At 60.7% G+C, this 24,076-nt stretch carries 19 protein-coding genes and 1 tRNA gene; 10 read left to right on the top strand and 10 right to left on the bottom strand.

The window, feature by feature from the left end; all coding sequences use genetic code 11:
- Positions 1–63: 63 nt before the first annotated feature.
- Positions 64–1,227: a sigma-54-dependent transcriptional regulator gene (locus KQ659_RS08880; protein WP_216689114.1), complete on the top strand. Its 1,164-nt coding sequence runs from the start codon at positions 64–66 to the stop codon at positions 1,225–1,227.
- Positions 1,228–1,316: 89 nt separating this feature from the next.
- On the opposite strand, the gene KQ659_RS08875 is transcribed toward KQ659_RS08880, so the two are convergent.
- A complete protein-coding gene (locus KQ659_RS08875) occupies positions 1,317–1,709 on the bottom strand; it encodes a hypothetical protein (RefSeq protein ID WP_216689115.1) in 393 nt (130 codons plus the stop codon).
- A gap of 77 nt (positions 1,710–1,786) precedes the next feature.
- The gene (locus KQ659_RS08870) at positions 1,787–2,785 is read right to left on the bottom strand and encodes an acyl-CoA synthetase family protein (RefSeq protein ID WP_216689116.1); all 999 of its coding nucleotides are present in this window, start codon (positions 2,783–2,785) and stop codon (positions 1,787–1,789) included.
- Between the two features lie 118 nt (positions 2,786–2,903).
- On the opposite strand from KQ659_RS08870, the gene KQ659_RS08865 reads away from it, so the two are divergent.
- Positions 2,904–3,491, top strand: a complete 588-nt coding sequence (locus KQ659_RS08865; protein WP_216689117.1) for a hypothetical protein — start codon at positions 2,904–2,906, stop codon at positions 3,489–3,491.
- 169 nt (positions 3,492–3,660) lie between these two features.
- On the opposite strand, the gene KQ659_RS08860 is transcribed toward KQ659_RS08865, so the two are convergent.
- Complete coding sequence (locus KQ659_RS08860) at positions 3,661–6,081, bottom strand: alpha-ketoacid dehydrogenase subunit alpha/beta (protein ID WP_216689118.1); 2,421 nt, start codon at positions 6,079–6,081, stop codon at positions 3,661–3,663.
- Positions 6,082–6,325: 244 nt separating this feature from the next.
- Between KQ659_RS08860 and KQ659_RS08855 the strand changes: the two genes are divergently transcribed.
- From KQ659_RS08855 to KQ659_RS08840, 4 genes are all read left to right on the top strand, one after another.
- Positions 6,326–7,096, top strand: coding sequence for a DUF1573 domain-containing protein (locus KQ659_RS08855; protein ID WP_216689119.1), 771 nt, complete (start codon positions 6,326–6,328; stop codon positions 7,094–7,096).
- Positions 7,097–7,235: 139 nt separating this feature from the next.
- Positions 7,236–7,757, top strand: a complete 522-nt coding sequence (locus KQ659_RS08850) for a VOC family protein (RefSeq protein ID WP_216689120.1) — start codon at positions 7,236–7,238, stop codon at positions 7,755–7,757.
- 99 nt (positions 7,758–7,856) lie between these two features.
- The gene (gene ald, locus KQ659_RS08845; protein WP_216689121.1) at positions 7,857–8,984 is read left to right on the top strand and encodes an alanine dehydrogenase; all 1,128 of its coding nucleotides are present in this window, start codon (positions 7,857–7,859) and stop codon (positions 8,982–8,984) included.
- 123 nt (positions 8,985–9,107) lie between these two features.
- A complete protein-coding gene (locus KQ659_RS08840) occupies positions 9,108–11,018 on the top strand; it encodes an LTA synthase family protein (protein ID WP_216689122.1) in 1,911 nt (636 codons plus the stop codon).
- Positions 11,019–11,199: 181 nt separating this feature from the next.
- Here KQ659_RS08840 and KQ659_RS08835 read toward each other — a convergent pair whose 3' ends face one another.
- The 3 genes from KQ659_RS08835 to KQ659_RS08825 all read right to left on the bottom strand — a co-directional run bounded on the left by KQ659_RS08835 (position 11,200) and on the right by KQ659_RS08825 (position 15,722).
- The gene (locus KQ659_RS08835) at positions 11,200–12,312 is read right to left on the bottom strand and encodes an IS4 family transposase (RefSeq protein WP_216688119.1); all 1,113 of its coding nucleotides are present in this window, start codon (positions 12,310–12,312) and stop codon (positions 11,200–11,202) included.
- 333 nt (positions 12,313–12,645) lie between these two features.
- On the bottom strand, positions 12,646–14,031 hold the full coding sequence (locus KQ659_RS08830; protein ID WP_216689123.1) for a hypothetical protein: 1,386 nt from the start codon (positions 14,029–14,031) through the stop codon (positions 12,646–12,648).
- 1,229 nt (positions 14,032–15,260) lie between these two features.
- Positions 15,261–15,722, bottom strand: coding sequence for a type I restriction enzyme HsdR N-terminal domain-containing protein (locus tag KQ659_RS08825; protein WP_216690715.1), 462 nt, complete (start codon positions 15,720–15,722; stop codon positions 15,261–15,263).
- Between the two features lie 165 nt (positions 15,723–15,887).
- On the opposite strand from KQ659_RS08825, the gene KQ659_RS08820 reads away from it, so the two are divergent.
- From KQ659_RS08820 to KQ659_RS08810, 3 genes are all read left to right on the top strand, one after another.
- Positions 15,888–16,658, top strand: coding sequence for an AMP nucleosidase (locus KQ659_RS08820; RefSeq protein ID WP_216689124.1), 771 nt, complete (start codon positions 15,888–15,890; stop codon positions 16,656–16,658).
- 57 nt (positions 16,659–16,715) lie between these two features.
- Positions 16,716–17,189: a hypothetical protein gene (locus KQ659_RS08815; RefSeq protein ID WP_216689125.1), complete on the top strand. Its 474-nt coding sequence runs from the start codon at positions 16,716–16,718 to the stop codon at positions 17,187–17,189.
- Positions 17,190–17,480: 291 nt separating this feature from the next.
- Positions 17,481–19,148, top strand: a complete 1,668-nt coding sequence (locus KQ659_RS08810; RefSeq protein ID WP_216689126.1) for an amidohydrolase — start codon at positions 17,481–17,483, stop codon at positions 19,146–19,148.
- A gap of 7 nt (positions 19,149–19,155) precedes the next feature.
- Here KQ659_RS08810 and KQ659_RS08805 read toward each other — a convergent pair whose 3' ends face one another.
- Together KQ659_RS08805 and KQ659_RS08800 are read right to left on the bottom strand one after the other, a co-directional pair.
- The gene (locus KQ659_RS08805) at positions 19,156–19,680 is read right to left on the bottom strand and encodes a DinB family protein (RefSeq protein WP_216689127.1); all 525 of its coding nucleotides are present in this window, start codon (positions 19,678–19,680) and stop codon (positions 19,156–19,158) included.
- A gap of 83 nt (positions 19,681–19,763) precedes the next feature.
- Positions 19,764–21,209, bottom strand: coding sequence for an MFS transporter (locus KQ659_RS08800; RefSeq protein WP_226915601.1), 1,446 nt, complete (start codon positions 21,207–21,209; stop codon positions 19,764–19,766).
- 228 nt (positions 21,210–21,437) lie between these two features.
- Here KQ659_RS08800 and KQ659_RS08795 point away from each other — a divergent pair, with 228 nt between their 5' ends.
- On the top strand, positions 21,438–22,250 hold the full coding sequence (locus tag KQ659_RS08795) for a DUF5602 domain-containing protein (protein ID WP_216689128.1): 813 nt from the start codon (positions 21,438–21,440) through the stop codon (positions 22,248–22,250).
- 386 nt (positions 22,251–22,636) lie between these two features.
- Here KQ659_RS08795 and KQ659_RS08790 read toward each other — a convergent pair.
- Both KQ659_RS08790 and KQ659_RS08785 read right to left on the bottom strand, forming a co-directional pair.
- Positions 22,637–22,724: transfer RNA gene (locus KQ659_RS08790), tRNA-Ser, on the bottom strand.
- Between the two features lie 119 nt (positions 22,725–22,843).
- Positions 22,844–23,920, bottom strand: a complete 1,077-nt coding sequence (locus tag KQ659_RS08785) for an asparaginase (RefSeq protein WP_216689129.1) — start codon at positions 23,918–23,920, stop codon at positions 22,844–22,846.
- Positions 23,921–24,076: the final 156 nt, after the last annotated feature.

Genomic DNA, 24,076 nt, shown 5'->3' with positions numbered 1-24,076 from the left:
CACGCGGCGCTTTTCATTACCTTCGCTGCTCGCTGTTCGCATTCCATCTGTATTCCGCCCCGCATGCCCCGCATCCTTATCATCGACGACGAAAAAGCCATCCGCAACACGCTGAAGGAGATTCTGGAATTTGAAAACTACAAAGTAGACCAGGCCGAAGACGGCCCCGCCGGCCTCGACCTGCTCATCCAGCAAAAATACGACGTGGTGCTCTGCGACATCCGCATGCCCAAAATGGACGGCCTCGAAGTCCTGACCCGCGCCCAGGCCATGGGCACCGACGCCGCCTTCATCATGGTATCGGCCCACGGCAACATCGAAACCGCCGTCGATGCCACCAAAAAAGGGGCCTACGATTTCATTTCCAAGCCCCCGGACCTCAACCGCCTCCTCCTGACGGTGCGCAACGCCCTCGACCGCACCAAGCTCGTCAGCGAAACCAAGACGCTGAAAAAGAAGCTCTCCGTCACGAAAGGCTCGGAAATGGTGGGGTCCTCGGCCGCCCTTGGGGCCGTGCGCAAAGCCATCGAAAAGGTCGCCCCGACGGATGCCCGCGTCCTCATCACCGGCCCCAACGGCGCGGGCAAGGAGATGGTGGCCCGCCAGCTCCACGAGCTCAGCAACCGCGCCAACGGCCCCATGGTGGAAGTAAACTGCGCCGCCATCCCCTCCGAGCTGATTGAGAGCGAGCTGTTCGGTCACGAAAAAGGCTCCTTCACCTCGGCCGTGAAGCAGCGCATCGGCAAGTTTGAGCAGGCCGACGGTGGCACCCTTTTCCTGGACGAAATCGGCGACATGAGCCTCTCGGCCCAGGCCAAGGTGCTACGGGCCTTGCAGGAGAGCAAAATCACCCGCGTGGGCGGCGAAAAAGAAATCTCGGTGAACGTGCGCGTCCTCGCCGCCACCAACAAAGACCTGCTGCAGGAAATCACCGACAAAAATTTCCGCGAAGACCTCTACCACCGCCTCTCCGTCATTCTAATCCAGGTTCCTTCGCTGAATGACCGCCGCGAAGACATCCCGGAATTGATTCAGAAGTTCCTCAACGACATCGCCGCCGACTACGGCAACAAGCCCAAGAAAATCGACGCTGCTGCGCTGGAGTATTTGAAAGGCCTCGACTGGCGCGGCAATATCCGCGAGCTGCGCAACGTGGTGGAACGCTTAGTCATTATGAGCGACGACACGATTACGGAAGGCGACGCGAAGGCATTTGCGGGGAAGTAGCAGGGTTTGTTTGCAAATAAAAAAAGCAGCGCCAGAATCGGTTGATTCTGGCGCTGCTTTTTTTATTTGATATCTAAATTATGGAAAATTCAGTCTGTCTCAACTTGTGAATATTGTTTATAACCAAGAAATAATGAAGCCGCATAAAACAAAGCAAACAATGCTGTCGGAATAATGAAAGCAAAGTAATTGAAGAGTTCAATTGGCACTGCGTTCATTCTACTTACAAGAGGCGACGCTAATAAAATGAAACACAAAAAGTCAAGTATCAAGATTCTTGATGTTCGTGTTTTATTATGATTTATGTAAATCGTCACAAGGCCTGTAATAGCCAAAAGTCCATATAGCTGGTCAATACTGCCAACATCAAACATTGTAAACAGCAGCCAAAGAAAAAATGGCAGTGCCATCATTTGCCCCATTAGCATGATAAGCAGATAGGAAACAACTGCAATTAATCTAAATGACTTTTGCTGTATCAAAACAAAGTTTTTTTAGTTTATATAAATTAATTTTGTTTGACTAAGATAATGCCTATGTAGTTTTTTTACGTCACTTTCTACACCATCTGATTACACCCGCGAACATCCGAATTATCCATCCGGCCCAGCACCTCAAAACTCCCATCCGGGTGCATCCGCGCTAAATCCTTTGTCTCGACAAAGGCGCAGGAATCCACGTTCGCCAAATCAATTACATTAACAGCCCCGTCACCCCTACCGCCAATCGAGAACGGGTCCGACGGGTCGCGCAGCAGCACCCGCAACGGTGCGGGGCTGTGGAAGCGGCCATCGCCCAACGAATAGGCCTGGCTGAGTAATTCCGTCATGCCGTATTCGGAATGAATGCCGGCCGGCCCAAATGCCTGCTGCAATTCGGCGTGCAGCTCTTCCCGAATCATCTCGCGGCGGCGACCCTTCATGCCGCCGGTTTCGAGCACGGTGAGGCCTTGCAGCTCCGGCGCGGGGCCGGCTTCCAGAGCGAAATCCAGCAGCGCGTAGCTCACACCGATGAGCATTACGCGGCGGCCGGGTTCCTGCTTCGCCTCGGCCAGCGCGGTGCGCAGGACGGCGTGGTCGTGCAGAAAAAACGCCGGCTGCGCCTGACCCGATTGCTGCGCGAAATAGTCCACCATCGCCACCAGTGAGGAATTGCCCTGCTCCAGATACGACGGCAGCAGCGCCAGAAACGTCCAGTCCGTGAGCGGGCCGTAATACTGTTCGAAGATGCGGGCGGCGTTTTCGCGGTACAGGGCCGGCTCGCGCACGAGGTGGCGGCTGCGCTGCTGGAGCGTGGTGCCGCTGCTCAGAAACAGCTCCTGCGGCTCCCATGCGGCCGGGTTGGTGCAGACTTCGTGGGTTTTGAAAAACTCGATGGGCAGGAACGGAATATCCGTCAGCCGGGTCACGGCAGCCTGGTCGCGCCCTAGTTGCGCGAGGTAGGCCGTGTAGGGCGGGCAGTGCGCGGCCTGGTACCGGAACAGCGCCAGCGCAGCCGTCTCAAAGGTGGCGACCGTAACGGAAGGCAAGCCTTGCAAAAAATCAGAACGGAAACTCATGAGCCAATAACCAGTTTAGCGAATACCCCCGAACCAACCACCTTGGCTATTCGTTGGGAAGAACGTACTTTGGGGCCACTTCGGCCGTTGTGCTTCTGACTTCTCACTTCCTGTCTTTATGAACCTGTTTCGTACCCTGCGCGGAATTGCTTTCTTTGGCCTGGCCGGGGCGGGCCTCAGCGGCTGCCTCAGCGCTCCCAGTTACTCGAATACGCCCGAAATTGAGTTCCGGGATGTTAAGGTGACACGCATTCCTGCCGTGAATGGCAACGTGGGCCGCGATACGCTGGAATTCGTGCTCGGCTTCCGCGATGGCGACGGCGACTTGGGCCTGGGCCCGGAAGACCTCGCCAGGGCCCCCTTCAACACCAAAACCGGCGGGCACAACAACCGGGGCTACAGCTACAACTACTTCATTCAGCCCTACAAAAAGAACGCCGTTACTAAGAATTTCGATTTTTTTGTGACGCCAGCCCAGCCGCCTTTTCCCGCCGGTATCGCGGGCGAATACGACAGCCAGTACCCCCGCCTCAACGGGGCCGACGGCCGCGCCGCCCCGCTGAAAGGCGAGCTGCGCTATAAGCTGCCTCTTTCCCTCGACGGCACGGTATTCGCGCCCGGCCAGGTTTTCCGGTTCGAAATCAGCATCCTGGACCGTGGCCTGCACGAGAGCAACAAAATCACCACCAGCGAGGTAACGCTGTAGGCCCGCGGGCCGGCCTACAGCGTTACCTGCTTAGAACCCATCCAAAAAGCACGTCATGCAGAGCGCAGCGAAGCATCTTTACCGCAATAGTAATTGATTGCGTTACGCGGTAAAGATGCTTCGCTGCGCTCTGCATGACGTGCTTTTTGGTGCCTATTTGAATAGGCTATTAGTAGATAGCTGGAAACTGCTCCGGCGCGTCCTCGCTCATCATCTCATAGATGGTGTCGAACACGTCTTCGGCGTTGGGCTTGCTGAAGTAGTCGCCGTCGGAGCTGTAGGCTGGGCGGTGGGCCTGCGCGGCCAGGCAGCGCGGCTGCGCGTCGAGGAAGCGGTAGGCCTGCTGCTCGTCCAGCACCTGTTGCATCATAAAGGCGGTGCCGCCGCCGGGTACGTCCTCATCGGTAAACAGCACGCGGTTGGTTTTCTGGAGGCTGTCGGCGATGAGGTGGTCGGTGTCGAAGGGCAGCAGGGTTTGCACGTCGATAACTTCCACGGAAATGCCCACGTCGGCCAGCTGCTTGGCGGCGTCCATTACGATGCGGCACATCGAGCCGTAGGTGACCACCGTTACGTCGGTGCCTTTTTTCAGCACCTCGGGGCGGCCCAACGGTAGGGTAAATTCGCCCACGTTGCTGGGCGTTTTTTCCTTCAGGCGGTAGCCATTCAGGCACTCAATCACGATGGCGGGCTCGTCGCTCCGCAGCAGCGTGTTGTAGAAGCCGGCGGCCTGCACCATGTTGCGCGGTACGCACAAATGAATGCCCCGGATGCTGCCCAGAATCATCTGCATGGGCGAGCCGGAGTGCCACACGCCCTCCAGCCGGTGCCCCCGCGTCCGGACGATGAGGGGGGCCTTCTGGCCGCCCTTGGTGCGGTATTGCAGGCAGGCCAGGTCGTCGCTCAGAATCTGGATGGCATATAGCAGATAATCAAGGTACTGGATTTCGGTAATCGGCCGCAGGCCTCGCAGGGCCGCCCCAATCCCCTGCCCCACAATGGTGCACTCGCGGATGCCGGTATCGGTCACGCGCAGCTCGCCAAACTTGTCCTGCAAGCCTGCAAAGGCCTGGTTCACATCACCAATCTTGCCCACGTCCTCGCCGATGGCGAAGATTTTGGGGTCGCGCTGGAAGTTGGCGTCGAAGCAGGCTTGGAGCACCTCGCGGCCGTCCACCACGGGAGCATCGGGCGCGTAGGTGGCGGCCACTTCCTCAATGTTGCCCACCGCCAGCTCGCTCTGACTGAACAGGTTGGAGTTGTAGCGGTCGGCGTTTTCGGCCAGCAATTGCTCCAGGTGGCGCTGCACCGAGCGACGGCCGAAGCTGCGCTTCTCGTTGCGCACCTGGCGCAGCACGCGGCGCATGGTCCGCACAATGTCGGCCCGGATGGGCGTGGGGTTGGTTTTCAGCTGCTCCACCTGCTCGTGCAGCGTGTTTTCGGTGCCGGTGTCGGCCACCAGCTTTTCGAGCAGGGCCACAGCCTCGTCGCGCTCTGCTTTGATGGGGTCGAAGAAGGCGGCCCAGGCGGCTGTGCGGGCGGCTTTGATAACGGCAGCGGCTTGTTTCTCAATTTCGTCGAGTTCCAGCTCGGTGGCGTGGCCTTCGGCCAGCAGCCACTCGCGCAGCTTGTGCAGGCAGTCGTGGTCCTCCTCCCAGGTCAGGCGGTCCTTGCTCTTGTAGCGCTCGTGCGAGCCGCTGGTGCTGTGGCCCTGCGGCTGCGTGAGCTCGGTGACGTGGATGAGCACGGGCACGTGCTGCTCGCGGCACACGGCGGCGGCGCGCTGGTACGTATCGACCAAACCGGCATAATCCCAGCCGCGCACTACGTAAATCTCGAAGCCCGACTGGCCTTCGCCCTCACGCTGCAAGCCCATCATAATTTCACTGATGCTCTGCTTGGTAGTCTGATATTCAGCCGGTACGGAGATGCCGTAATGGTCGTCCCACACGCTCACCAGCATGGGCACCTGCAGCACGCCGGCCGCATTCAGGGCCTCAAAAAACATGCCCTCCGAGGTGCTGGCATTACCGATGGTACCGAACGCCACCTCGTTGCCGTTGGTGGAAAGCGTGTCGAACTGATGCAGCTCGGGGTTCTGGCGGAACAGCTTGGAGGCGTAGGCCAGGCCCAGCAGGCGCGGCATCTGGCCGGCGGTGGGCGAGATGTCGGCCGAGGAATTCTTGGTGTGGGCGAGGTCGGTCAGGTTGCCGTCCTCATCCAGCATGCGGGTGGCGAAGTGGCCGTTCATGGCGCGGCCGGCCGTGGCGGGCTCGGCCTCCACGTCGGGGTTGGCATAGAGCTGCGAGAAATACTGCTCCCAGGTGAGCTGGCCAATGGCGGCCATAAACGTCTGGTCGCGGTAGTAGCCGGCGCGGAAATCGCCGTCCTGAAAGGCGCGGGCCATGGCCAGCTGTGGCACCTCCTTGCCATCGCCGAAGATACCAAACTTGGCTTTGCCCATGAATACTTCTTTACGGCCGGCCAGCGAGGCGTGGCGGCTTTCCCAGGCCAGGCGGTAATCGGTGAGAAAGTCGGCCTTGGTGAGGGGCGCGGCTAGCGCGGGCACGACGGTTTCGGCTACGGACATATAATAGGGGTCAGGATACGTAGGAATTTTGAAGCAGGAAGGGCGGACGGCCGGAGCCGTGATGCAAAAATACGGAATCGGGGCCGGGTAGGTGGCGTGGTGGGGTTTGGACGTATATTTGGGGTACGGTGGTGGCAGACTTTGGGGGCTGATTCTCAGCCCGACACTGTTACTGCCGGTTTTGTTTTTCTCCTTCAAAACCGCCCGCGCTGGCTTTTGATTACCGGCTCAGGGTTTAGAAATCATGAAGAAATTCCTTACTATTTGCCTGCTGGCCCTGGCCGGCGCGGCCCACGCCCAGGGCGTGATGCAGTTCACGACCGACGGCCACGACTTCGGCAACGTGCCCGAGGGCACAATGGCCACCCACGAGTTCAAGTTTAAAAACACCGGCAATCAGCCCGTTATCATTTCCAACGTGCAGGCCAGCTGCGGCTGCACCACCCCGGACTGGACCAAAACCCCGGTGCTGCCCGGCAAAATGGGCGTCATCAAAGCCATGTACAGCAGCGCCGGCCGCCCCGGCGTGTTCAACAAAACGGTGACCGTGACCAGCAACGCCACCGAGGCCAGCAAAGTCCTCAGCATCAAAGGTACGGTACTCACCAAAGACCAGATTAAGCCCACACTCACGCCGGCCCAGCTGGCCGCCTCGCCCCACCTGATACTCGACCAAAGCGCCCACGATTTTGGCAAGATGGAAGCCGGCCAGCAGCCCACCGCCCGTTTCACGGTGAAGAACACCGGCAAAACCGAGCTCGTGCTTGGGGCCCTGTCGTCGGGCTGCTACTGCGTGGGCTACAAAAATAACCCCGCCCCCATCGCGCCCGGCCAGAGCGCCATGGTGGAGCTACTATATAGCCAGCGCCAGCTCGGGCAGGTGAGCGACGTCGTCACCATCACGTCCAACGACGTGAGCGGCGACGCCAAAATCACGCTCAAGGCCAATATTGTGCGCGACCTCAGCGGCAACAGCATGGTGAAGGAGAGCGGCACGGCCGTGCCCTTCAAATAAGACCACGGATTAGCCCGGATTTTAGCGGATTTCACGGATTTTGTAGCCGGTTTGTTTTTGGAGCCCTGCCATTGTGGCGGGGCTCCTTTTTTTGGATTGATGTTGGTACATTGGTAACTTGTCAATCAACTGAAATCTTATGGAAAACGCAGTTTCCGGTGCCGCTCCCGCAGCCAGCGCCTCTTACGAAGCATCGGCGCAGACGCGCATCGGCCACGTTCACCTGCAGGTAACGGACATTGACAAAGCCCTGGGTTTTTACCGCGACATTCTGGGCTTCCAGGTCATGCAGCGGTTTGGCAACCAGGCGACTTTTATTTCGGCCGGGGGCTACCACCACCACATTGGGCTCAATACCTGGAACAGCCTGGGTGGGCCGCCCGCCCGCAAGCACGGCGCGGGGCTGTACCACACGGCCATTCTGTACGCCACGCGGGCCGAGCTGGCGGGCGCGCTCCGGCAGCTGGCAGCGGCCAATTACCCCATCACCGGCTCGGCCGACCACGGCGTGTCGGAAGCCATTTACCTCGACGACCCCGATGGCAACGGCGTGGAGCTGTACTGGGACCGGCCGCGCGCGCAGTGGCCCCTGGCCGCCAACGGCGAAGTGCAGATGTACACCCGCGCCCTCGACCTGAATGCGCTGCTGGCAACCGCGTAGCCTGAACCAAATCTTGACGCGCCGGGTAGTAGCCCCGCGCCCTATCTTTGCGGCTCGAAGTCTAACCTCACCTCATCCCTCTTATTCCCACCTTCGCTCATGATTATTGGCGTTCCTAAGGAGATTAAAAATAACGAAAACCGCGTGGGCCTCACGCCCGCCGGCGTAGCCGAGCTGCGCAAGCACGGCCACAACGTGCTGGTGCAAAGCACTGCCGGCGAAGGCTCGGGCTTCTCGGACGAGGAGTACACTTCGGCCGGTGCGACCATGCTGCCCACCATTGCCGACGTGTACGGGCAAGCGGAGATGATTATCAAAGTGAAGGAGCCGATTGCGGAAGAGTATCCGCTCATCAAGGAGAACCAGCTGCTGTTCACCTACTTCCACTTCGCCAGCGGCGAGGAGCTGACCCACGCCATGATTGAGCGCAAGGCTATTTGCCTGGCTTATGAGACGGTGGAGCTCAGCAACCGTGCCCTGCCCCTGCTCATTCCGATGAGCGAAGTGGCCGGCCGCATGGCCCCCCAGGAAGGTGCCAAGTACCTGGAGAAACCCCTGAAAGGCCGTGGCATTCTGCTCGGCGGCGTGCCCGGCGTGAAGCCGGCGCACGTACTCGTGCTCGGGGCCGGTATCGTGGGTACGCAGGCGGCCAAAGTAGCCGCCGGCCTCGGTGCCCAGGTTACCATCATGGACATCAACCTGAACCGTCTGCGCGAACTCGACGACTTCATGCCCAAGAATGTGGTGACGCAGTACTCAAACGAGTACAACATCCGCGAAGCCATCAAAACTGCCGACCTGATTGTGGGCGCGGTGCTGATTCCCGGCGCGAAGGCTCCGCACCTCATCACCCGCGACATGCTGAAGACCATGCGCCCCGGCACCGTGGTGGTAGACGTGGCCGTGGACCAGGGCGGCTGCATTGAAACCTGCCATCCCACGACCCACGAAAATCCGACCTTCATCATCGACGACGTGGTGCACTACTGCGTGGCCAACATGCCCGGCGCGGTGCCCTACACCAGCACTCTGGCCCTCACCAACGCCACGCTGCCCTACGCCGTGAAACTGGCCAACCAGGGCTGGCAGGAAGCCTGCCGCCGCGACGAGGCCCTGCGCCTCGGCCTGAACGTGGTGCACGGCGAGGTGGTTTACAAAGGCGTGGCCGATGCCTGGGGCCTGCCCCTGGTGAACGTGGAAACCGTGCTGGAACTGGCGGCTGTTTGAGTTAAAAGTTAAGAGTTAGAAGTTAAAAGCCTTCCCGACCATGTGTTGGGAAGGCTTTACTTTGTTGATGCTCTCGCGCTGGTTTTAACTCTTCACTTTTAACTCCTAACTCTCAACTCCACCTTGCTTCCCTCTCCCGCCATCCGCCTGCTGCTGCGTCGCTTTGCGCTGCTGCTGGCCGTTTATACGCTGCTCCGCCTGGGTTTTTACGGCCTCAACCTGGTCACGTTCCGGGGAATTGGACCGGGGGCGGTGGCGGCGGCTTTCGTGCACGGGCTGCGGTTTGATGTGGCCGCGCTGCTGTGGCTTAACCTGCTGCTGGTGCTGCCTTCGCTGCTGATGCCGGTAGCATCGCGGCGCGGGCAGCAGTGGCTGCGCGGCCTGTTTGTGCTGCTAAACGTGCCGGGCATCCTACTCAATATCATTGACTGGGAATACTTTAAGTTCATTGGGCGGCGGCTGAGCAACGAGTGGAACACCATTGGCCACGACATTGCCCAACAGGCCGGGCAGATTGGCCTGCACTACTGGTACCTGGCCATTCCGCTGGCGGGGCTGGTGTATTTGCTGTGGCGCTTGTGCCCCATGCCCACGCGGGCCGAGCTGGCGGCACCGGCCGGCCGCGGGCGCTGGGTGCAGCGCGGCATGGAGTTTCTGCTGGTGGTGGGCCTGGTGGTGCTGGGCCTGCGCGGCGGCTGGCAGCTGAAGCCGCTGCGCACCGGCATTGCCTTCGAGCAGCAGCCCGCCGTGCTCGGCCACCTGGCCCTGAACAGCGCGTTCACGGTCCTGAAATCATTTGATGAAGTGCAGATTGACCGGGTGAACTATTTTCCCACCACCACGGCGCTGCGGCCGGCCCTGAATGCTGCCCCGCTACCCGCCCGCGCCGCCGCCCCCACCCCGCCCGACAACGTGGTGCTGCTGCTGCTGGAAAGCTTCGGCTCGGAATACACCGGCGTGGAAAACGGGGGCCAGGTTAGCTTCACGCCCTTTTTCGATTCGCTGGCGGTGGCTCCCGGGGCGCGGCTCATGCGGGAGAACTACGCCAACGGCCGCCGCTCCATCGAGGCGCTGCCGGCCGTGCTCTCGGGTCTGCCTTCGCTCATGGATGAGCCGTTTATCACCTCCAGCTTTCAGACGGCGGAGCTGCACGGGCTGGGCGAAATTCTGGGCCGCCACGGCTACAACACGGCCATGTACCACGCCGGCTCCAACGGCACCATGGGCTTCGATATGTTTGCCGGCATTGCCGGCATGCAGCACTACTACGGCCTGAATGAATACCCCGGCGGGGCCGGCAGCCCCGACTACGACGGCCACTGGGGCATTTTTGATGAGCCCTACCTGCAGTATCTCAACCGCCGGCTCACAGCCACCAAACAGCCGTTTATGGCCACGGTGTTCACGCTCAGCGCGCACGAGCCGTTCTCGCTGCCCGCCAAGTACCAGGGCAAATTTTCGGTGGGCACGCAGCCCATCCACCCCACCATTGCCTACGCGGATATGGCGTTGCGGCGCTTTTTTGCGGCGGCCAGCCGCGAGCCGTGGTACGCGCACACGCTGTTCGTGCTCACGGCCGACCACACATCGCAGTCGGACCGCGCCGGCTACCAGAACCCGCTGGGCGTGCACAAAACGCCACTGCTATTTTTCCGGCCCGGCCCGCCGCTGCCGGCCGCCAACCCGCACCGCATCACGCAGCAGGTAGATGTGCCCGCCTCAGTGCTCGACGTGCTGGGCCTGGCGCAGGAGCAGCCGGCCCTGCTGCCCTTCGGTGCGTCGGTGTTCGACCCCGCCGCTTCGGGCCGCGCCATATTCCGCGACGGCGATTCGTACTTCCTCGTGCATTCTGACTTCGTGACCGAGCTCACCAACAAGAATGAAGTGCGCCTCTACCCCTACCAGACCCATTTTATTCCCAATGAACCCGTTGCCAACCCCGACCCGGCCCTGGTTCAACAATACGGTGATGAGTTGCGGGCCAACGTGCAGTTCTACGTGAACGGGCTGCTGGATAACAGGCTTTATAAATAGTGGCTTAGCGGGATTACAACGACGAGCGCAAATGCTTGTTCGGAGGATTTCAGGCTACCTATTTGCGCTTTATCAGAACCCGGAATTGCTTTTCCTCATTAAAGCCACCCCAATTGGCCGTGCTCTAGCCAGCGCGGGCAATTTGTTTCACGCAATTTTTTGGTCCTATGAAAAAGCTACTCTACCCTACTATTTTTAGTAATTGATTTTTAGCAAGTTGCCTCGTAATCCAGTTCAGTAGCGTTTCAACCAAGCGGGCCAATGGGTCCTCGGGCAGGGTCAGCGGGCGGGCGAGTTGGCGGAGCAGATTGAGGCCGTGGCGGCTCAGGCTGGCGGCCCGGTAGCCGTGGTTTTTGCGGGCAATGGGCTGGCGGCCGCCGTGGGCGGCCGCGCCCACGCCCAGACAAAACGCGTAGGCCAGGCTGACCAGGGCCACGAGCTTGCGCAGCTTTTGGAAACAGCGCAAGTGGGTGGCTTCCAGGTTAAAGCCCCGCCCTTTCAGATTTTGAAAGCATTGCTCAATCGTCCAGCGCTTGGCATAGAGTTGCTCGAGGTGGTTCAGACCGGCCGTGGCAAACAGGAAGACAAACGCGTCCGCCGCCACGGCCTTGACCCAGACCTGCCCCCAGACTCCGTCGACCTGCACGTGGGCGAAGCGGCGCACCTGCCCCGGCACCAGGCCCAGGTCGGCCACGGCCTGCCGCCGGCCGTCGGCGTGGGTCAGGCAGTGGTGCTTGGGCAGGCGCATGACAAAATTAAGCCCATTGTCTTTGAGCCACTTGAACCACGCATGGCCGACAAATTCCCGGTCGCCCACGACCAGGCCGATGCGGTCTTTGCCCAGCAAGGCCAGGCACTTTTCGAGCACCGCGATGCGGTCGGCGGCGTTGGAGTTGCCGCTGCGGTTGTCGAGCAGGTGCCAATAAAGGGGCACGTGGACCTCGCCCGTGCCGACGGTGACGAGCAGGATGTTCACTTGGCACTGGCCGAAGTCCCACTCCGTGCGGTCGAGGCATAAGCGCAGCTTGCCCTGCGCAGGCAACAAACTCAGTAAAATCCTGGCCACCAGTACGTAATTGAGGTCTACTTCGCGGAAAAAGTCCTGAATGCGCGTTTCGTTCGAGGCGGGCTTGGCCGCGTCATTGAGGTGCTGGGCCACCTCGCCGAATTGCACGTTGCGGCTCTTTATCAGGCCAAGAATAAACTGGCCCACAAACTTTTGGCGGGACAAGTGGCCCACAAACGGGGCCTGCTGCAAAAGCGTCGTAATTTTAGCGGCGAAGTGTTGCTTCACGGGGCAGAACGGGTTTTTGGTGGTGTCGTAACCCCAAAGGTCGGGCTGCCCCGTTTTTGTACCTGAAAAATAGTAGGGTAGAGTATCAAACCCCAAAACCAGGGCTTTCAGCCCTCGTTTTTAGCTTGAAAAGCCCGGCCGCATGCAGTTGCGACCGGGCTTTTTGCAATAAAGCTATTCAGAAAGCAACTTGCTGAACAGCTCTCGATGTAGTTGCCGGCGTTGCGCAGGTAATTCCCGTGTCAGATACTACCGCTACCGGCGCAGCAATTTGAGGTGGGCCTGGGTGTGCCCGCTGGTTAGGTGCAGCATGTAAACGCCGCTGGCCTGCATTTACCGGGAGAAATCGAGCCGCAGGGCCGTGGTCCCGTTGGCGGCCTGAAGGGTGCCACTGCTCACTTTTGCCCCGAGCGCCGATACCAGCGTGTAGGAAACCTCGCCCTGCAAAGCCTCCGGCAATAGCAGGCTTACCTGCCCGTCGGAGGGGTTTGGATACGCCTTCACCAGCGCCGTAAACTCCGTTCCGACCGCTGCTTTGCGGGCAGCGGTGGCCAGACTGGCAGCCGCAGAAGCCAGGGTGGTGCGGGCCACGCCATCGGTCACGCTGAAGGCGATGGAGCGCGGGGTGCCCGCGATGCCGCCGGCCGTGTAGGATGTCGCGGTCAGGGTATAGCCGCCGGCCGTGGGAGTCCAGGCGAAATAGTTGCCCGCACCATTGTCGCCGAACAGTGCGTATGGAGGCACCATTTCGGTCTGGCTCCAGGTCTGGGCGCCGCAGAGGGCAAATTCGACCCGGCCCACCGTAGCAGGATTTGTGTTGGCCCGGATGTTCAGGTTGCGCGTGAGCAGCGTGGACAAGTTGAGCGTGGCCCCGTTCACAAGCGCCTGAATATCGAGGCCGGTATTTGCATTGACCAGGGTGTAGGCGATATTGCCTGCCGTAACTGGCTCATTGACTACGGTGAAGGTGATTTCCAACGGGGTACCCGCGCAGCCGGTGGTGGAGTACGGCTGGGCCAACAAGGACACGTAACGCCCCAGGGTCAGGGTCCGGCCGAAGTAGTCGCCCGCACCGTCGTCGCCGAACAGCGCGTACGGGGCTACCAGCTCGGTCTGGTTCTGGCTGGTGGGCCCATTAAGGCTAAATACGACACTGCCAACGTTGGCCGGGCTGGTATTGGCCCGGACGTTCAGGTTCTGCGTGGGCAGGTTGAGCACCATCCGGTCGGTCAGGGGCTGCGGGTCGGTGTCGGTATCGGTATCGGTATCGGCATTGACTAAGGTGAAGCTGGTGACGACCTGCGCGGCCGGATTGATGACTATCGACAGCGGAGCGGAGGTGCAGCCGTTCGCCGCCGTCAGCGTGAGGCTGTAGGTGCCCGGCGGCAGGAACGAGAACAGAAAAGCGTTGCCCCCGGACGGTCTGGGCGCATTCGGCGTGAGCTGGTCCGTGGCGCCCGCCGGCGGATTCAGCACCTGAATATAGCCGGTAGTGGTGGTGCAGGCAGGTTGCGTTACCCTAACATTGGCCAGCGTGAGCACCGGTGCAGGAGCCGGATTGATGACGATGGTGCGCGGGGCCGAGGTGCAGCCGTTCACCGTCAGGGTGAGGCGGTAGGTACCGGGCACCAGGTAGGAGAACAGATAGGGGTTGCCCCCGGAAGGCTTGGGCGCGTTCGGCGTAAGTTGGGCCACGCTGTTGAACGGCGCATTGAGCACTTGTATATAACCGGTTGAATTGGTGCAGGTAGGTTGCGTCACCTTAACGTTGGCGCTCGAAAGCACCGGGGGCGAAGGGCAATGGCTGGCACTGACGCCTGTGCCAGCGCCAGCCACCATATCCAAGGGCGCGGCATGACCAAAGCTCACCGTTGAAAAAGAGAAAACGGCGGCCATCACCGCCAGCACAAGCCATTGCCAACCGGCCGTGGTCTTCAGGCTTTGTGCATGGTTCGCTGGCTCGTGCCGGCAAGGCAATACGACACCGCCCCGAGGCTTATCCGGGGCACCGGCACATGAGATAATTGATTCATGGTTTTTCATGGCAGCTGACAAAAAATAGTGGATGAATAGAGCAAGTGCCCGGCAGCCGTTGCGGTGCCGGTAGCCACAACACCATTCTAAAATGCGGAGTCAGGGGGGGTGCGCCCTTGCCTGGGCGCAATACACGGCCAGGCTGGCGGCGGGGCCGCCAGGCGCAAGCGCGTGGGGCGCTACCAGGGCAGCACCAGCTGGAATGGGGATTGGTTACCAACTACTGTTACGCCAGTAACTTTTGAACCAGAAGTTTCTACTGGTTTAAGCGGGTTGCTGGTTGGTTTTCGGCCGGCAACCCGGCTCAATCGCGTTAAACCAGCAACGAGCAACCAGAAACAGAAGCCCCAGTTACCAAGCAGAGCCGGGAGAGCGGCTTTCGATGCTTAAGGGGCTGCCAGCGGGGGTGCAACGCTGGCTCAGCATCCCCGCTGGCGGGCGCTACGCGGCGGTGTTTTCGGGATGCAGCAAGCAATAAGCTACCGCTTTGGGGGCCGGGAGGTTCCGGCCTCATCAGGGAATGAAAAGTATGCTATTCGTCCCTGATGATGGATTCAATTCGGGAAAACGTGTAGTTAAGGTGGCATAAGAATGCTATTTTCAGGTGGAAAAAATCCTCCTAATGCTCAGCTTTCCTCCAACAGGCCACTGCAGGCATGTTAGGACGCTATCCAGTATTGATTTAAATATATTATATTTTATATATTAATAATACCGCCGCGCTTCTGCCACTAAAAAAATGTCCCGTATTGCTCCACATAGCTAACCTCCGCGTTTTTGAATGCGGCCGGAAGCGGCCGGCATACTGCTTCCGGCTGGCGCACTACGCCTGGAACCAGGGGTGCAGCCGGATTTGGCCAAACCGGCTCACGAATTCCCCGGGGAAGCAACCGGCGCGCAGCGCAGCGGGGAACCTACAGCCCCACTGCAACCGAAAACGCCGGAATCTCCTCCAGCCGCTCATTGGTTCGCGTCGCGAAATCGACCCGCCAGCAGTAGTGCACCAGGCCGTTGGTGAGCAGCAGCAGCGGCGCACCGATGGTTTGGTTGTAGGTGGTAGCTTGGCGGGCCACGGCCGCGTCGATGGCCACGGAGGGCGCTTTGCACTCCACCAGCAGCAGCGGCTGGCCGGTGGGGCCGAGGGCCAGCAGGTCGGTGCGCTTCCGGCGCTGGTTATAGCGCAGGCCGCGCTCCAGGGCCAGCAGGCCGCGCGGGTAGCCCAGGTGGCTTATCAAATAATGAACAACGTGCTGACGCACCCACTCTTCGGGGGTGAGCACGACGTGCTTACGCCGCAGCCCATCCCAGATGAGCGGCTGATTTGTGGCCGATTGCGTAAGTTTGGCTTCGAAAGGCGGCAGGTCCAAGGCTTGCATCACCTCCAAAAATAGTACTTGGTACTTTGTGCCTGGTGCTTGGTGTTCTTCGCCTCGTGCCAATGGGTTTCAAAAGCCGGGATTCTCACCAGCCAAGCACCGGCGGACGGAGGTCTACTGTACAAAACAGCCAAGCACTAAGCACCAATAACCAAGCACTTGCTTATGAAGACCAAAGAAGAGATTGTAAATAACTGGTTGCCACGCTACACGGGCGTAGCCCTCGATGATTTTGGGCAGTACATTCTGCTGACCAATTTCAGCAACTACGTGTACATGTTTGCCGAGCAGTTCGACGTGAAGGTGAACGGGTTGGACAAGCCCATGCAGTCGGCCACGGCTAACGGCATCACCATCATCAACTTCGGCATGGGCTCGCCCATGGCGGCCACGGTTATGGATTTGCTGTCGGCCATCAAGCCCAAGGCAGCCCTGTTTCTGGGCAAGTGCGGCGGCCTGAAAAAGACCAAGCTCGGCGATTTGGTGCTGCCCATCGCGGCCATTCGCGGCGAAGGAACTTCGGATGATTACCTGCCCAAGGAAATTCCGGCCCTGCCCTCGTTCCGCCTGCAGCGCGCCGTGTCGTCGATGATTAAGAAGCACGAGATGGACTACTACACCGGCACGGTATATACCACCAACCGCCGCGTGTGGGAGCACGATACCGAGTTCAAGGACTACCTGCGCCGCGTGCGCGCCCTGGCCGTGGACATGGAAACGGCCACCATTTTCGTGTGCGGCTTCATGAACGACATCCCGCACGGCGCCCTGCTGCTGGTGAGCGACAACCCGATGACGCCCGAGGGCGTGAAAACCTCGGAGTCGGATTCGAAAGTGACCACCGATTTCGTGAAGCGCCACCTGCAAATCGGCATCGAGTCGCTGCAGGAGCTGCAGTTTTCGGGCGAGTCGGTGAAGCACATGCGCTTCGACTAAAGACCGCAGATTTTAACGGATTTAACGGATTTCGCAGATTCAAACTGACCCTTTCGTATGTGGAGCTTTACTGATTTTCGGATGCGGGGCGGGGCAATTTTTATGCTGGCGCTCGGCCTTGTGGGCTGCGACCGGACGAAGCACGAGGCCACAGAAACATTGCGCAAACCCAGTGAGACGGCCAGCCCATCGGCCACGGCGCTGGCCGATGGGCTGGCCACCGGTGCCCGGCGCGAAACGGCCCAAACCAACCTCAGCCCGACCTTACGGGCGCGGGGCCTGCGGCTGGGCAAGTCGTTTGTGGCGGGCGACGATAGCGTGCGCGCCGGCCGGCCGCAGCTGTCGCTCTACGTCATTTTCGAGCGGGCCTTCCGTGATACCGTGCGGGTGCGCCTGCTGGATAACAATGGCATGGAATACGGCCGCAGCCGCGTGCTCCTGCAGGGCAAGGCCCATGAGGCCCAGCCATTCCCGGTTCGCTTCAACCCGCACCTCCATTTTGAGCTGGGCACGCAGGTGGTGGTGGAATAATCCTGAAAGTCCACAACAAAAAGAACGTCATGTTGAGCGCTGCCGAAGCCGCTCGCATGTAGTAGTAGTAACTGATGTTACGCAGCAAGCCTCGCGCCTCACGTTCGCCTCACCCCCTGGCCCCCTCTCCGAAAAGGAGAGGGGGCCAGGGGGTGAGGCGAACAGTAGAACGACCCGGCTGCGTAACATCAGGCAGTAATTCAATCGCCCAAACGAATTGACTACTATTGCACGCGAGATGCTTCGACAAGCTCAGCATGACGTTTTCTTTTCATCCCACTTCACTCATTAATGTCTCGTTCCAACCATTCTTCGCTCCGCCATTTCTTCGCCCCCCTGCTGCTGCTCGCGCTGCTCAGCGGCTGCCAGTCGCCCCGCGAAGCCGTTGATTTGCTGGTCACCAACGCCACGGTTTACACCGTCGATTCGACCTTCGCCAAAGCCGAAGCCTTTGCGGTGAAGAATGGCAAATTCGTGGCCGTGGGTTCGGCGGCCGAGCTCAAGGCGAAGTACCAGGCGGCGCAAGAAGTAGACGCGGGCGGCAAGTTCATCTACCCCGGCTTTTACGACGCGCACTGCCACTTCTACCGCTACGCGCTGGCCCTGCCGAGCGCCGATTTGGTGGGCACCAACTCGTGGAAAGCGGTGATTGAGAAGCTGCAGGAGAACCGGAAGAAATACCCGCAGGCCGCCTGGCTCACGGGCCGCGGCTGGGACCAGAACGACTGGCCGAGCAAGCAGTTCCCCACCAAAGACACGCTTGACCGGCTGTTTCCCGACGTGCCCGTGCTCATCACCCGTGTAGACGGCCACGCCGCCCTCGTGAACCAGAAGGCCCTGGATTTGGCCGGCGTCACGGCCCGCACGCCCATCAGCGGCGGCACCATTACGCGCGACGCGCAGGGCCGCCTCACCGGCCTGCTCGTGGACAATGCCACGCGCCTGGTGAGCAGTAAAATCGCCGACCCGGCCCCGGCCGAAGCCGCCCAGCTGCTGCTGCAGGCCCAGCAAAACTGCCTGGCCGTGGGCCTCACCAGCCTCGCCGATGCCGGCCTCGACAAAGCGGACATCGACCAGATGGCCGCCCTCCAGCAGCAAAAGAAGCTGAAGCTGCGCCTCTACGCCATGCTGGCCCCCACGCCCGAAAACCGGGCCTACTACCTTAAAAACGGCCCGGTTTTCACCGACCAGCTCACCATCAATTCCTTCAAGGTGTATGCCGATGGCGCGCTGGGCTCGCGTGGGGCCTGCCTGGTGAAGCCGTATGCCGACAAGCCCAAGGAAACCGGCTTCCTGCTTTCTACCGAAAAGCAGTTCCGCGACCTGGCCAAAGAATTGGCGGCATCGAAATTTCAGATGAACACCCACGCCATCGGCGACTCGGCCAACCGCATCATCCTCAACATCTACGGCGAGGCGCTGAAGGGGCAAAAGGACCGCCGCTGGCGCATTGAACACGCCCAGGTCATCACGCCGGCCGACATGCCCAAGTTCGGGCAGTTCGGCATCGTGCCCTCGGTGCAGCCCACCCACGCCACGTCCGATATGTACTGGGCCGGCGAGCGCCTCGGAGCCGAGCGCCTGAAAACGGCCTACGCCTACGCCGAATTGCTGAAGCAGTACGGCCAGCTGGCCCTGGGCTCCGATTTCCCGGTGGAGGACATCAACCCGCTGTTTGGCTTTCACTCGGCCGTGGCCCGGCAGGATGCCAAGAACTTCCCCAAAGACGGCTTCCAGATGGAAAACGCCATTTCGCGCGAGCAGGCGTTGCGCGGCATGACCACCTGGGCCGCCCACGCCGGCTTCGAGGAGAAGCGCAAAGGGCAAATCAAGCCCGGCATGCTGGCCGATTTTGTGGTGCTGGATACAGACTTGCTGACCGCGCCCAAGGAGCAGCTGCGCGGTGCCGCCGTGCTGCAAACCTGGATTGGCGGGCAACTAGTTTTTGACCGCAAATAGCCAGCTTCTACCGCTGCGGGGCCTCGTCGGCCGAGCCGCCGTAGATGGCGGGCACCGGAATGTCGAGCAGGCGCAGGTACACGCTCATCTGGCCGCGGTGGTGGATGAGGTGGTTGAGCACGAGCACGCGGGCCACCGCGGTGCGGGGCATGGCCATGAGGGTTTGTTCGCCGCGGCGCATGGTCCACATGGCGCTGAAAGTGGCATCGTCCACGTCGGCCAGGGCTTTGTGGATGTTCTCGGCGTTCACGTCGAAGCGCCGGAGCACCTCGTCGGTGGTGGTGGGCGACTCGGGCATTTGCATGGTGGCCATGTCCGTGGCATCGGCGCTGAGGGACATTTGCAGGAAGCCAATGAGGTTGGCCATGTGCGAGGCCAGCGTCCCGAGCTTCATGCTCTTGGCGTGCGGCTGCCAGCCAAACTGCTCGGTGGGCACCCGCTCCAGCAGGCGGCGGGTGATGGCCAGCTCGCGCTTCAGCTCCTGGCTGAGGAGGGCTTGCACGGAAGGATTGGCGGTGGTGGGGTCGCTCATAAAGAAAGATGGGGAGATGGAAGGTGAACGGATGAGGGCGCGGCCCTCGCGTAGGGTCAGGACGCTCCAGCGGCGGAAATACTTTACCGGGACATGGGCGCGCCCATTTCGGCCCCGGCCGAGGCGGGCGGCGGCGGCGGCAGCGATATCGGCCCCAGGGATTCTTCGCGCAACTTCTTGCCGCGCAACGTCAGCAGAAAGCCCAGGCCGAAAATGAAGAACACAATCAGCGAAAGAATGCTGTTACGCATCGAGCCCGTGATTTGCGCAATCAGGCCGAAGGAGAGGGTGCCGATAACGATGCCGAGCTTCTCAACCACGTCGAAAAAGCTGAAATAGGCGGCCGAATTCGGGGTGTTTTCGGGTATAATCTTGGAATAGGTGCTGCGCGACAGGCTTTGCACGGCCCCCATGGTGAGGCCAATGACGGAGGCCAGCGCGTAGAAGCTCCAGCCGGCCTGCACGAAATAGCCGGCCACGCAAATCAGCATCCAGATAAACACCGCGATGCTCAACGCCCGCGTGTTGCCGATGCGGTCCGAGATTTTAGCAAACATCCAGGCGCCGAGAATACCCACAATCTGGAGCAGCAGAATGGTGACGATGAGCGAGGTGCTATCGAGCTTCAGCACCTTGTCGCCGAAGATGGTGGCCACGTACATCACTGTTTGCACGCCCATGTTGTAGGTGAAGTAGGCCAGCAGGAAGCGCTTGAGGTTGGGCTGCTGCTTGAGCTGGTCCCACACCTTGCCCAGCTCGCGGAAGCCGTTGAGCAGCCAGCCGTCCTGGCTGACGGGGGCATCGGCGGGGCGGCCGGCATCGGCCGGCAGGGTGAAGAACGGGATTTGGGCAAAGCCCACCCACCAGATGCCCGTGAGCAGGAAACTGAGCCGCGTGGCCTTGCCGGTGCTCATGCCAAACAGGGCCACGCCCTCGGGGCCGCCCGCGATGTGCGGGCCCATGATGATGCCCAGGCAGATAACCAGCAGCAGCACCGAGCCGATGTAGCCCATGGAAAAGCCCCGCGCCGAGAGCGAGTCAAAATTCGCCTCGGAGCTAATTTCGGGCAGGTAGGAATTGTAGAACACGATGCTGCCGCTGAAGCCTACCGTGGCCGCAATAAAAATGAAGGTGCTCAGCGTGAGGTTGTCTTCGGTGAAGAAGTACAGCGCCGCGCAGCTAATGGCCCCGATGTAGCAGAAAATTTGCAGGAATAGCTTCTTACGCCCCGAGTAGTCGGCCAGCGACGTGAGAAACGGGCTGACCAAGGCAATGAGCAGGAAGGCGAACGAAATGGCATAAGTGAGCAGCGAAGAGCCCGGCACCTTAAACCCCAGGAAATCGACCACGTCGGTGGGGTTAATAGCCTTGGTGATGCTGCCCCAGTAAATCGGGAAAATTGAGCTGGTAATCACCAGCGGGTACACCGAGTTGGCCCAGTCGTAGAAGGTCCAGCCGGTGGTGATGCGCTTGTTGTCTTTTTCGACCGCGCCAGCGGCGGCAGCGGGAAGCGTCGGAGTTGGGGTCATAAGTGAGCGCCGGGAAGGTGAGGGATTGCGCCGGGGAAGGTAACGGGTTTTTACGGCTCAGGTTGGGCCGGGCGGCAATGCCGGCGGCCGGCGGGGCACTGCCAGCCACCGGCAGGCCGGACTTACCCCCTGCCCGGAAGGGGCATTTTGGTGAACGGTGATAAATATTCACTTTTTATTATATTTTCATAGCCCTGGCAACTCCGCTCCCGCTCAACTCCTCTGGCTATGGCAAACCTCCCTTGTATCTCCTTTAGCGGCTGGTGTCGCTCGGCGGCCCTGCTGGCCTTTGGCCTACCGCTGCTGCTGGCTTGCAGCAAAGACAGCCCTGCCGCCCAGCCCTCCATCACCTACGGCCCCACCGTGCAGGTGGGCAGCGGCTCGGCCCGCAGCTTTATCTCGGCCGATGCCAGTGGCAAGCCCACGGAAATCGACATGGCGCTCACAGAAACTGCCCTGACCGGCCTGCCCGCCACGCCGGCCACGGGCACGATATACGACATGACCCTGCCCGCCGGCAGCAGCGCCGCCACGCAAATGCCGTTCGACCACCTCTCCTTTGGCTGGAACCCCAACGGCCACGACCCCATCCCCATCTACGGCGTGCCGCACTTCGATGCGCACTTCTACATGCAGCCCATGGCCGCGCAGCATACCATCACCCTCGACGACCCCAAGGACGACATTTTCCCGGCCACCAACAAGCTGCTGGCCGGCTACAGCACGCCGCCCAACGTGGTGCCCGGCCGCACCATGCCCATGATGGGCCGCCACTGGATAGACCCCACCAGCCCCGAATACACGCCGGGCACGGCCTTCACCCACACCTTCGTCTACGGCACCTACGATGGCCACGTCACCTTCGTGGAACCGATGCTCACCAAGGCCATGTTGGTACCCAGCGTGAACGTGGTGAAGGCCATTCCGCGAACCACGGTGTATGAGGTAACGGGCAAGTACTTCCCCACCAATTACACTATCCGCTACGATGCCGGCACCAAGGAATATATCATTTCGCTAAAGGATATGATGATACGCTGAGGAAGGGCGGCTCAGGCTTTAGCGTTGCAGCAGATACGAGCAAGCGGACCATACCGGCGTATTCGGCTGAGGCCAAGGCGGCCTGCTGATACGCATGCGTCGCTTGGATTATATGCCAGCGAAGCTTTTCCTCGGAGCCGTACGCTAATCAGCTTCTCCAAATCCACAAGAGCCGGGTCGAAATCGCAGAGTCGCGCCAGCAGCTCGTCGTTTCGCAGGCAGCGCAAGGTATTCGAGCAGGCCAACTACACCCAGGACTGGGGCAGCGCCCCCGACGTAGCCGCCGGCCAAACCTGGAAAGGCTGGCTCGAAGTAGTAAAATAGCTTCGCATCAAGGCAAACAAAAGCCCGTTTCCAATCTGAAAACGGGCTTTTGTTTGCTTATGTTGAGGGGGTGGGATTCGAACCCACGATGAGCTTGAGACCCATACACACTTTCCAGGCGTGCTCCTTCGACCACTCGGACACCCCTCAAGGATGGTGGTTCGTGGGGCAAAGATAGGGGAAGAATTGAGTTAAAAGTGAAGAGTTAGGAGTTAAGAGTTGCCGTTCTGCTAACTTTTAACTCCTAATGCCTAACTCTTAGCTCATTTTCAAAGCGTTATCTCGCCGCGCAGGTCGGTGGCCAGCAGCTCGCGGGTGCGGGCTTCGCTCACGCCCAAGCCCAGTACGAACATGAGCTTGGTCACGGCCGCCTCGGTGGTAATATCTTCGCCGCCCACGATGCCCATTTCCGCAAAGCGGGCGCTGGTTTCGTACTTGCCCTGCACCACGCGGCCTTCTTCGCACTGGCTCACATTCAGGAGCCACACGCCGCGTTGGCGGGCCTCGGCCAGGCAGGCCAGAAACCACGGCGCGGTGGGCGCATTGCCCGAGCCGTAGGTTTCGAGCACGCAGCCGCGCAGGCCCGGAACGCCCAGAATGGCCGAAACCACCGCCTCCGTAATGCCCGGGAACAGGCGCAGCACGGCCACGCCGGTTTCGAGCTGGCCGTGCACCTTGAGGCGCGCGCCGGGCAGCAGGCGAATGCTATTGTCGTCGAATTCCAGGCTGATGCCAGCACGGGCCAGGGGCGGGTAATTCTCGCTTTTGAAAGCAGCAAACTGCTGACTTTCAACCTTCTTAGCGCGGGTACCGCGAATGAGCACATCGTTGAAGAACACGCACACCTCGGGCACGCGCACAGTGTGGACGCGGGGGTGACGGGCGGCCGCAATTTCCAGGGCCGTGATGAGGTTGCGCTGGGCGTCGGAACGGTTGGCCCCCACCGGCACCTGCGCCCCGGTGAATACCACGGCCTTGCCCAAATGCTCCAATACGTAGCTCAGCGCCGCCGCCGAATAGGCCATGGTATCGGTACCGTGCAGCACCACGAAGCCGTCGAAATCGAGGTAGTGCTGGTCAATGAGGCCGGCCAGAAAGAGCCAGTCGGCGGGCGTCACGTTGCTGCTGTCGATGGGCGCGGGCAGGCTCAGCAGTTCCAGGCGAAACTGCAGGTGGGCCAACTCGGGCATCTGGCGGTCGAGGTGGCCAAATTCCATGGGCACCAGCTCGCCACTGCTGTTCAGGGCCATGCCTACCGTGCCACCCGTGTAGATGATGAGCAGACGCGGGGCCGTGGCATCGGCGCGGGTGGGCAGGGGCAGCAGGGGCAGGTTGAGGTCGGGCATTGGGGGAAGCGACGCGTGGGGTTGGGAAGCGGGCCAAACGGCAACGCGTCGGTTACTCCCACCAGTTCGGGGGCGCAAGGTAGGCCCGAGCAGTTTTCTTCGCCAACAAACAGCCCTGGCCGACTGTCCCCCGTATTGCCAGCGACTATTTTCTCT

It is taken from the genome of Hymenobacter siberiensis (assembly GCF_018967865.2).
GTDB lineage: Bacteria > Bacteroidota > Bacteroidia > Cytophagales > Hymenobacteraceae > Hymenobacter > Hymenobacter siberiensis.
The sequence above is the reverse complement of the archived record's forward strand: the minus strand, read 5'-3'. Positions and strand labels throughout refer to the sequence as shown.

Bases quoted from the DNA above. Each gene is read 5' to 3' on its own strand.
- KQ659_RS08850 (WP_216689120.1), top strand. From the start codon at position 7,236: ATGGAAAACGCAGTTTCCGGTGCCGCTCCCGCAGCCAGCGCCTCTTAC.
- KQ659_RS08820 (WP_216689124.1), top strand. From the start codon at position 15,888: ATGAAGACCAAAGAAGAGATTGTAAATAACTGGTTGCCACGCTACACG.
- KQ659_RS08815 (WP_216689125.1), top strand. From the start codon at position 16,716: ATGTGGAGCTTTACTGATTTTCGGATGCGGGGCGGGGCAATTTTTATG.
- KQ659_RS08855 (WP_216689119.1), top strand. From the start codon at position 6,326: ATGAAGAAATTCCTTACTATTTGCCTGCTGGCCCTGGCCGGCGCGGCC.
- KQ659_RS08860 (WP_216689118.1), bottom strand. From the start codon at position 6,081: ATGTCCGTAGCCGAAACCGTCGTGCCCGCGCTAGCCGCGCCCCTCACC.
- ald (WP_216689121.1), top strand. From the start codon at position 7,857: ATGATTATTGGCGTTCCTAAGGAGATTAAAAATAACGAAAACCGCGTG.
- KQ659_RS08880 (WP_216689114.1), top strand. From the start codon at position 64: ATGCCCCGCATCCTTATCATCGACGACGAAAAAGCCATCCGCAACACG.
- KQ659_RS08865 (WP_216689117.1), top strand. From the start codon at position 2,904: ATGAACCTGTTTCGTACCCTGCGCGGAATTGCTTTCTTTGGCCTGGCC.
- KQ659_RS08800 (WP_226915601.1), bottom strand. From the start codon at position 21,209: ATGACCCCAACTCCGACGCTTCCCGCTGCCGCCGCTGGCGCGGTCGAA.
- KQ659_RS08805 (WP_216689127.1), bottom strand. From the start codon at position 19,680: ATGAGCGACCCCACCACCGCCAATCCTTCCGTGCAAGCCCTCCTCAGC.
- KQ659_RS08785 (WP_216689129.1), bottom strand. From the start codon at position 23,920: ATGCCCGACCTCAACCTGCCCCTGCTGCCCCTGCCCACCCGCGCCGAT.
- KQ659_RS08795 (WP_216689128.1), top strand. From the start codon at position 21,438: ATGGCAAACCTCCCTTGTATCTCCTTTAGCGGCTGGTGTCGCTCGGCG.
- KQ659_RS08870 (WP_216689116.1), bottom strand. From the start codon at position 2,785: ATGAGTTTCCGTTCTGATTTTTTGCAAGGCTTGCCTTCCGTTACGGTC.
- KQ659_RS08810 (WP_216689126.1), top strand. From the start codon at position 17,481: ATGTCTCGTTCCAACCATTCTTCGCTCCGCCATTTCTTCGCCCCCCTG.
- KQ659_RS08825 (WP_216690715.1), bottom strand. From the start codon at position 15,722: ATGCAAGCCTTGGACCTGCCGCCTTTCGAAGCCAAACTTACGCAATCG.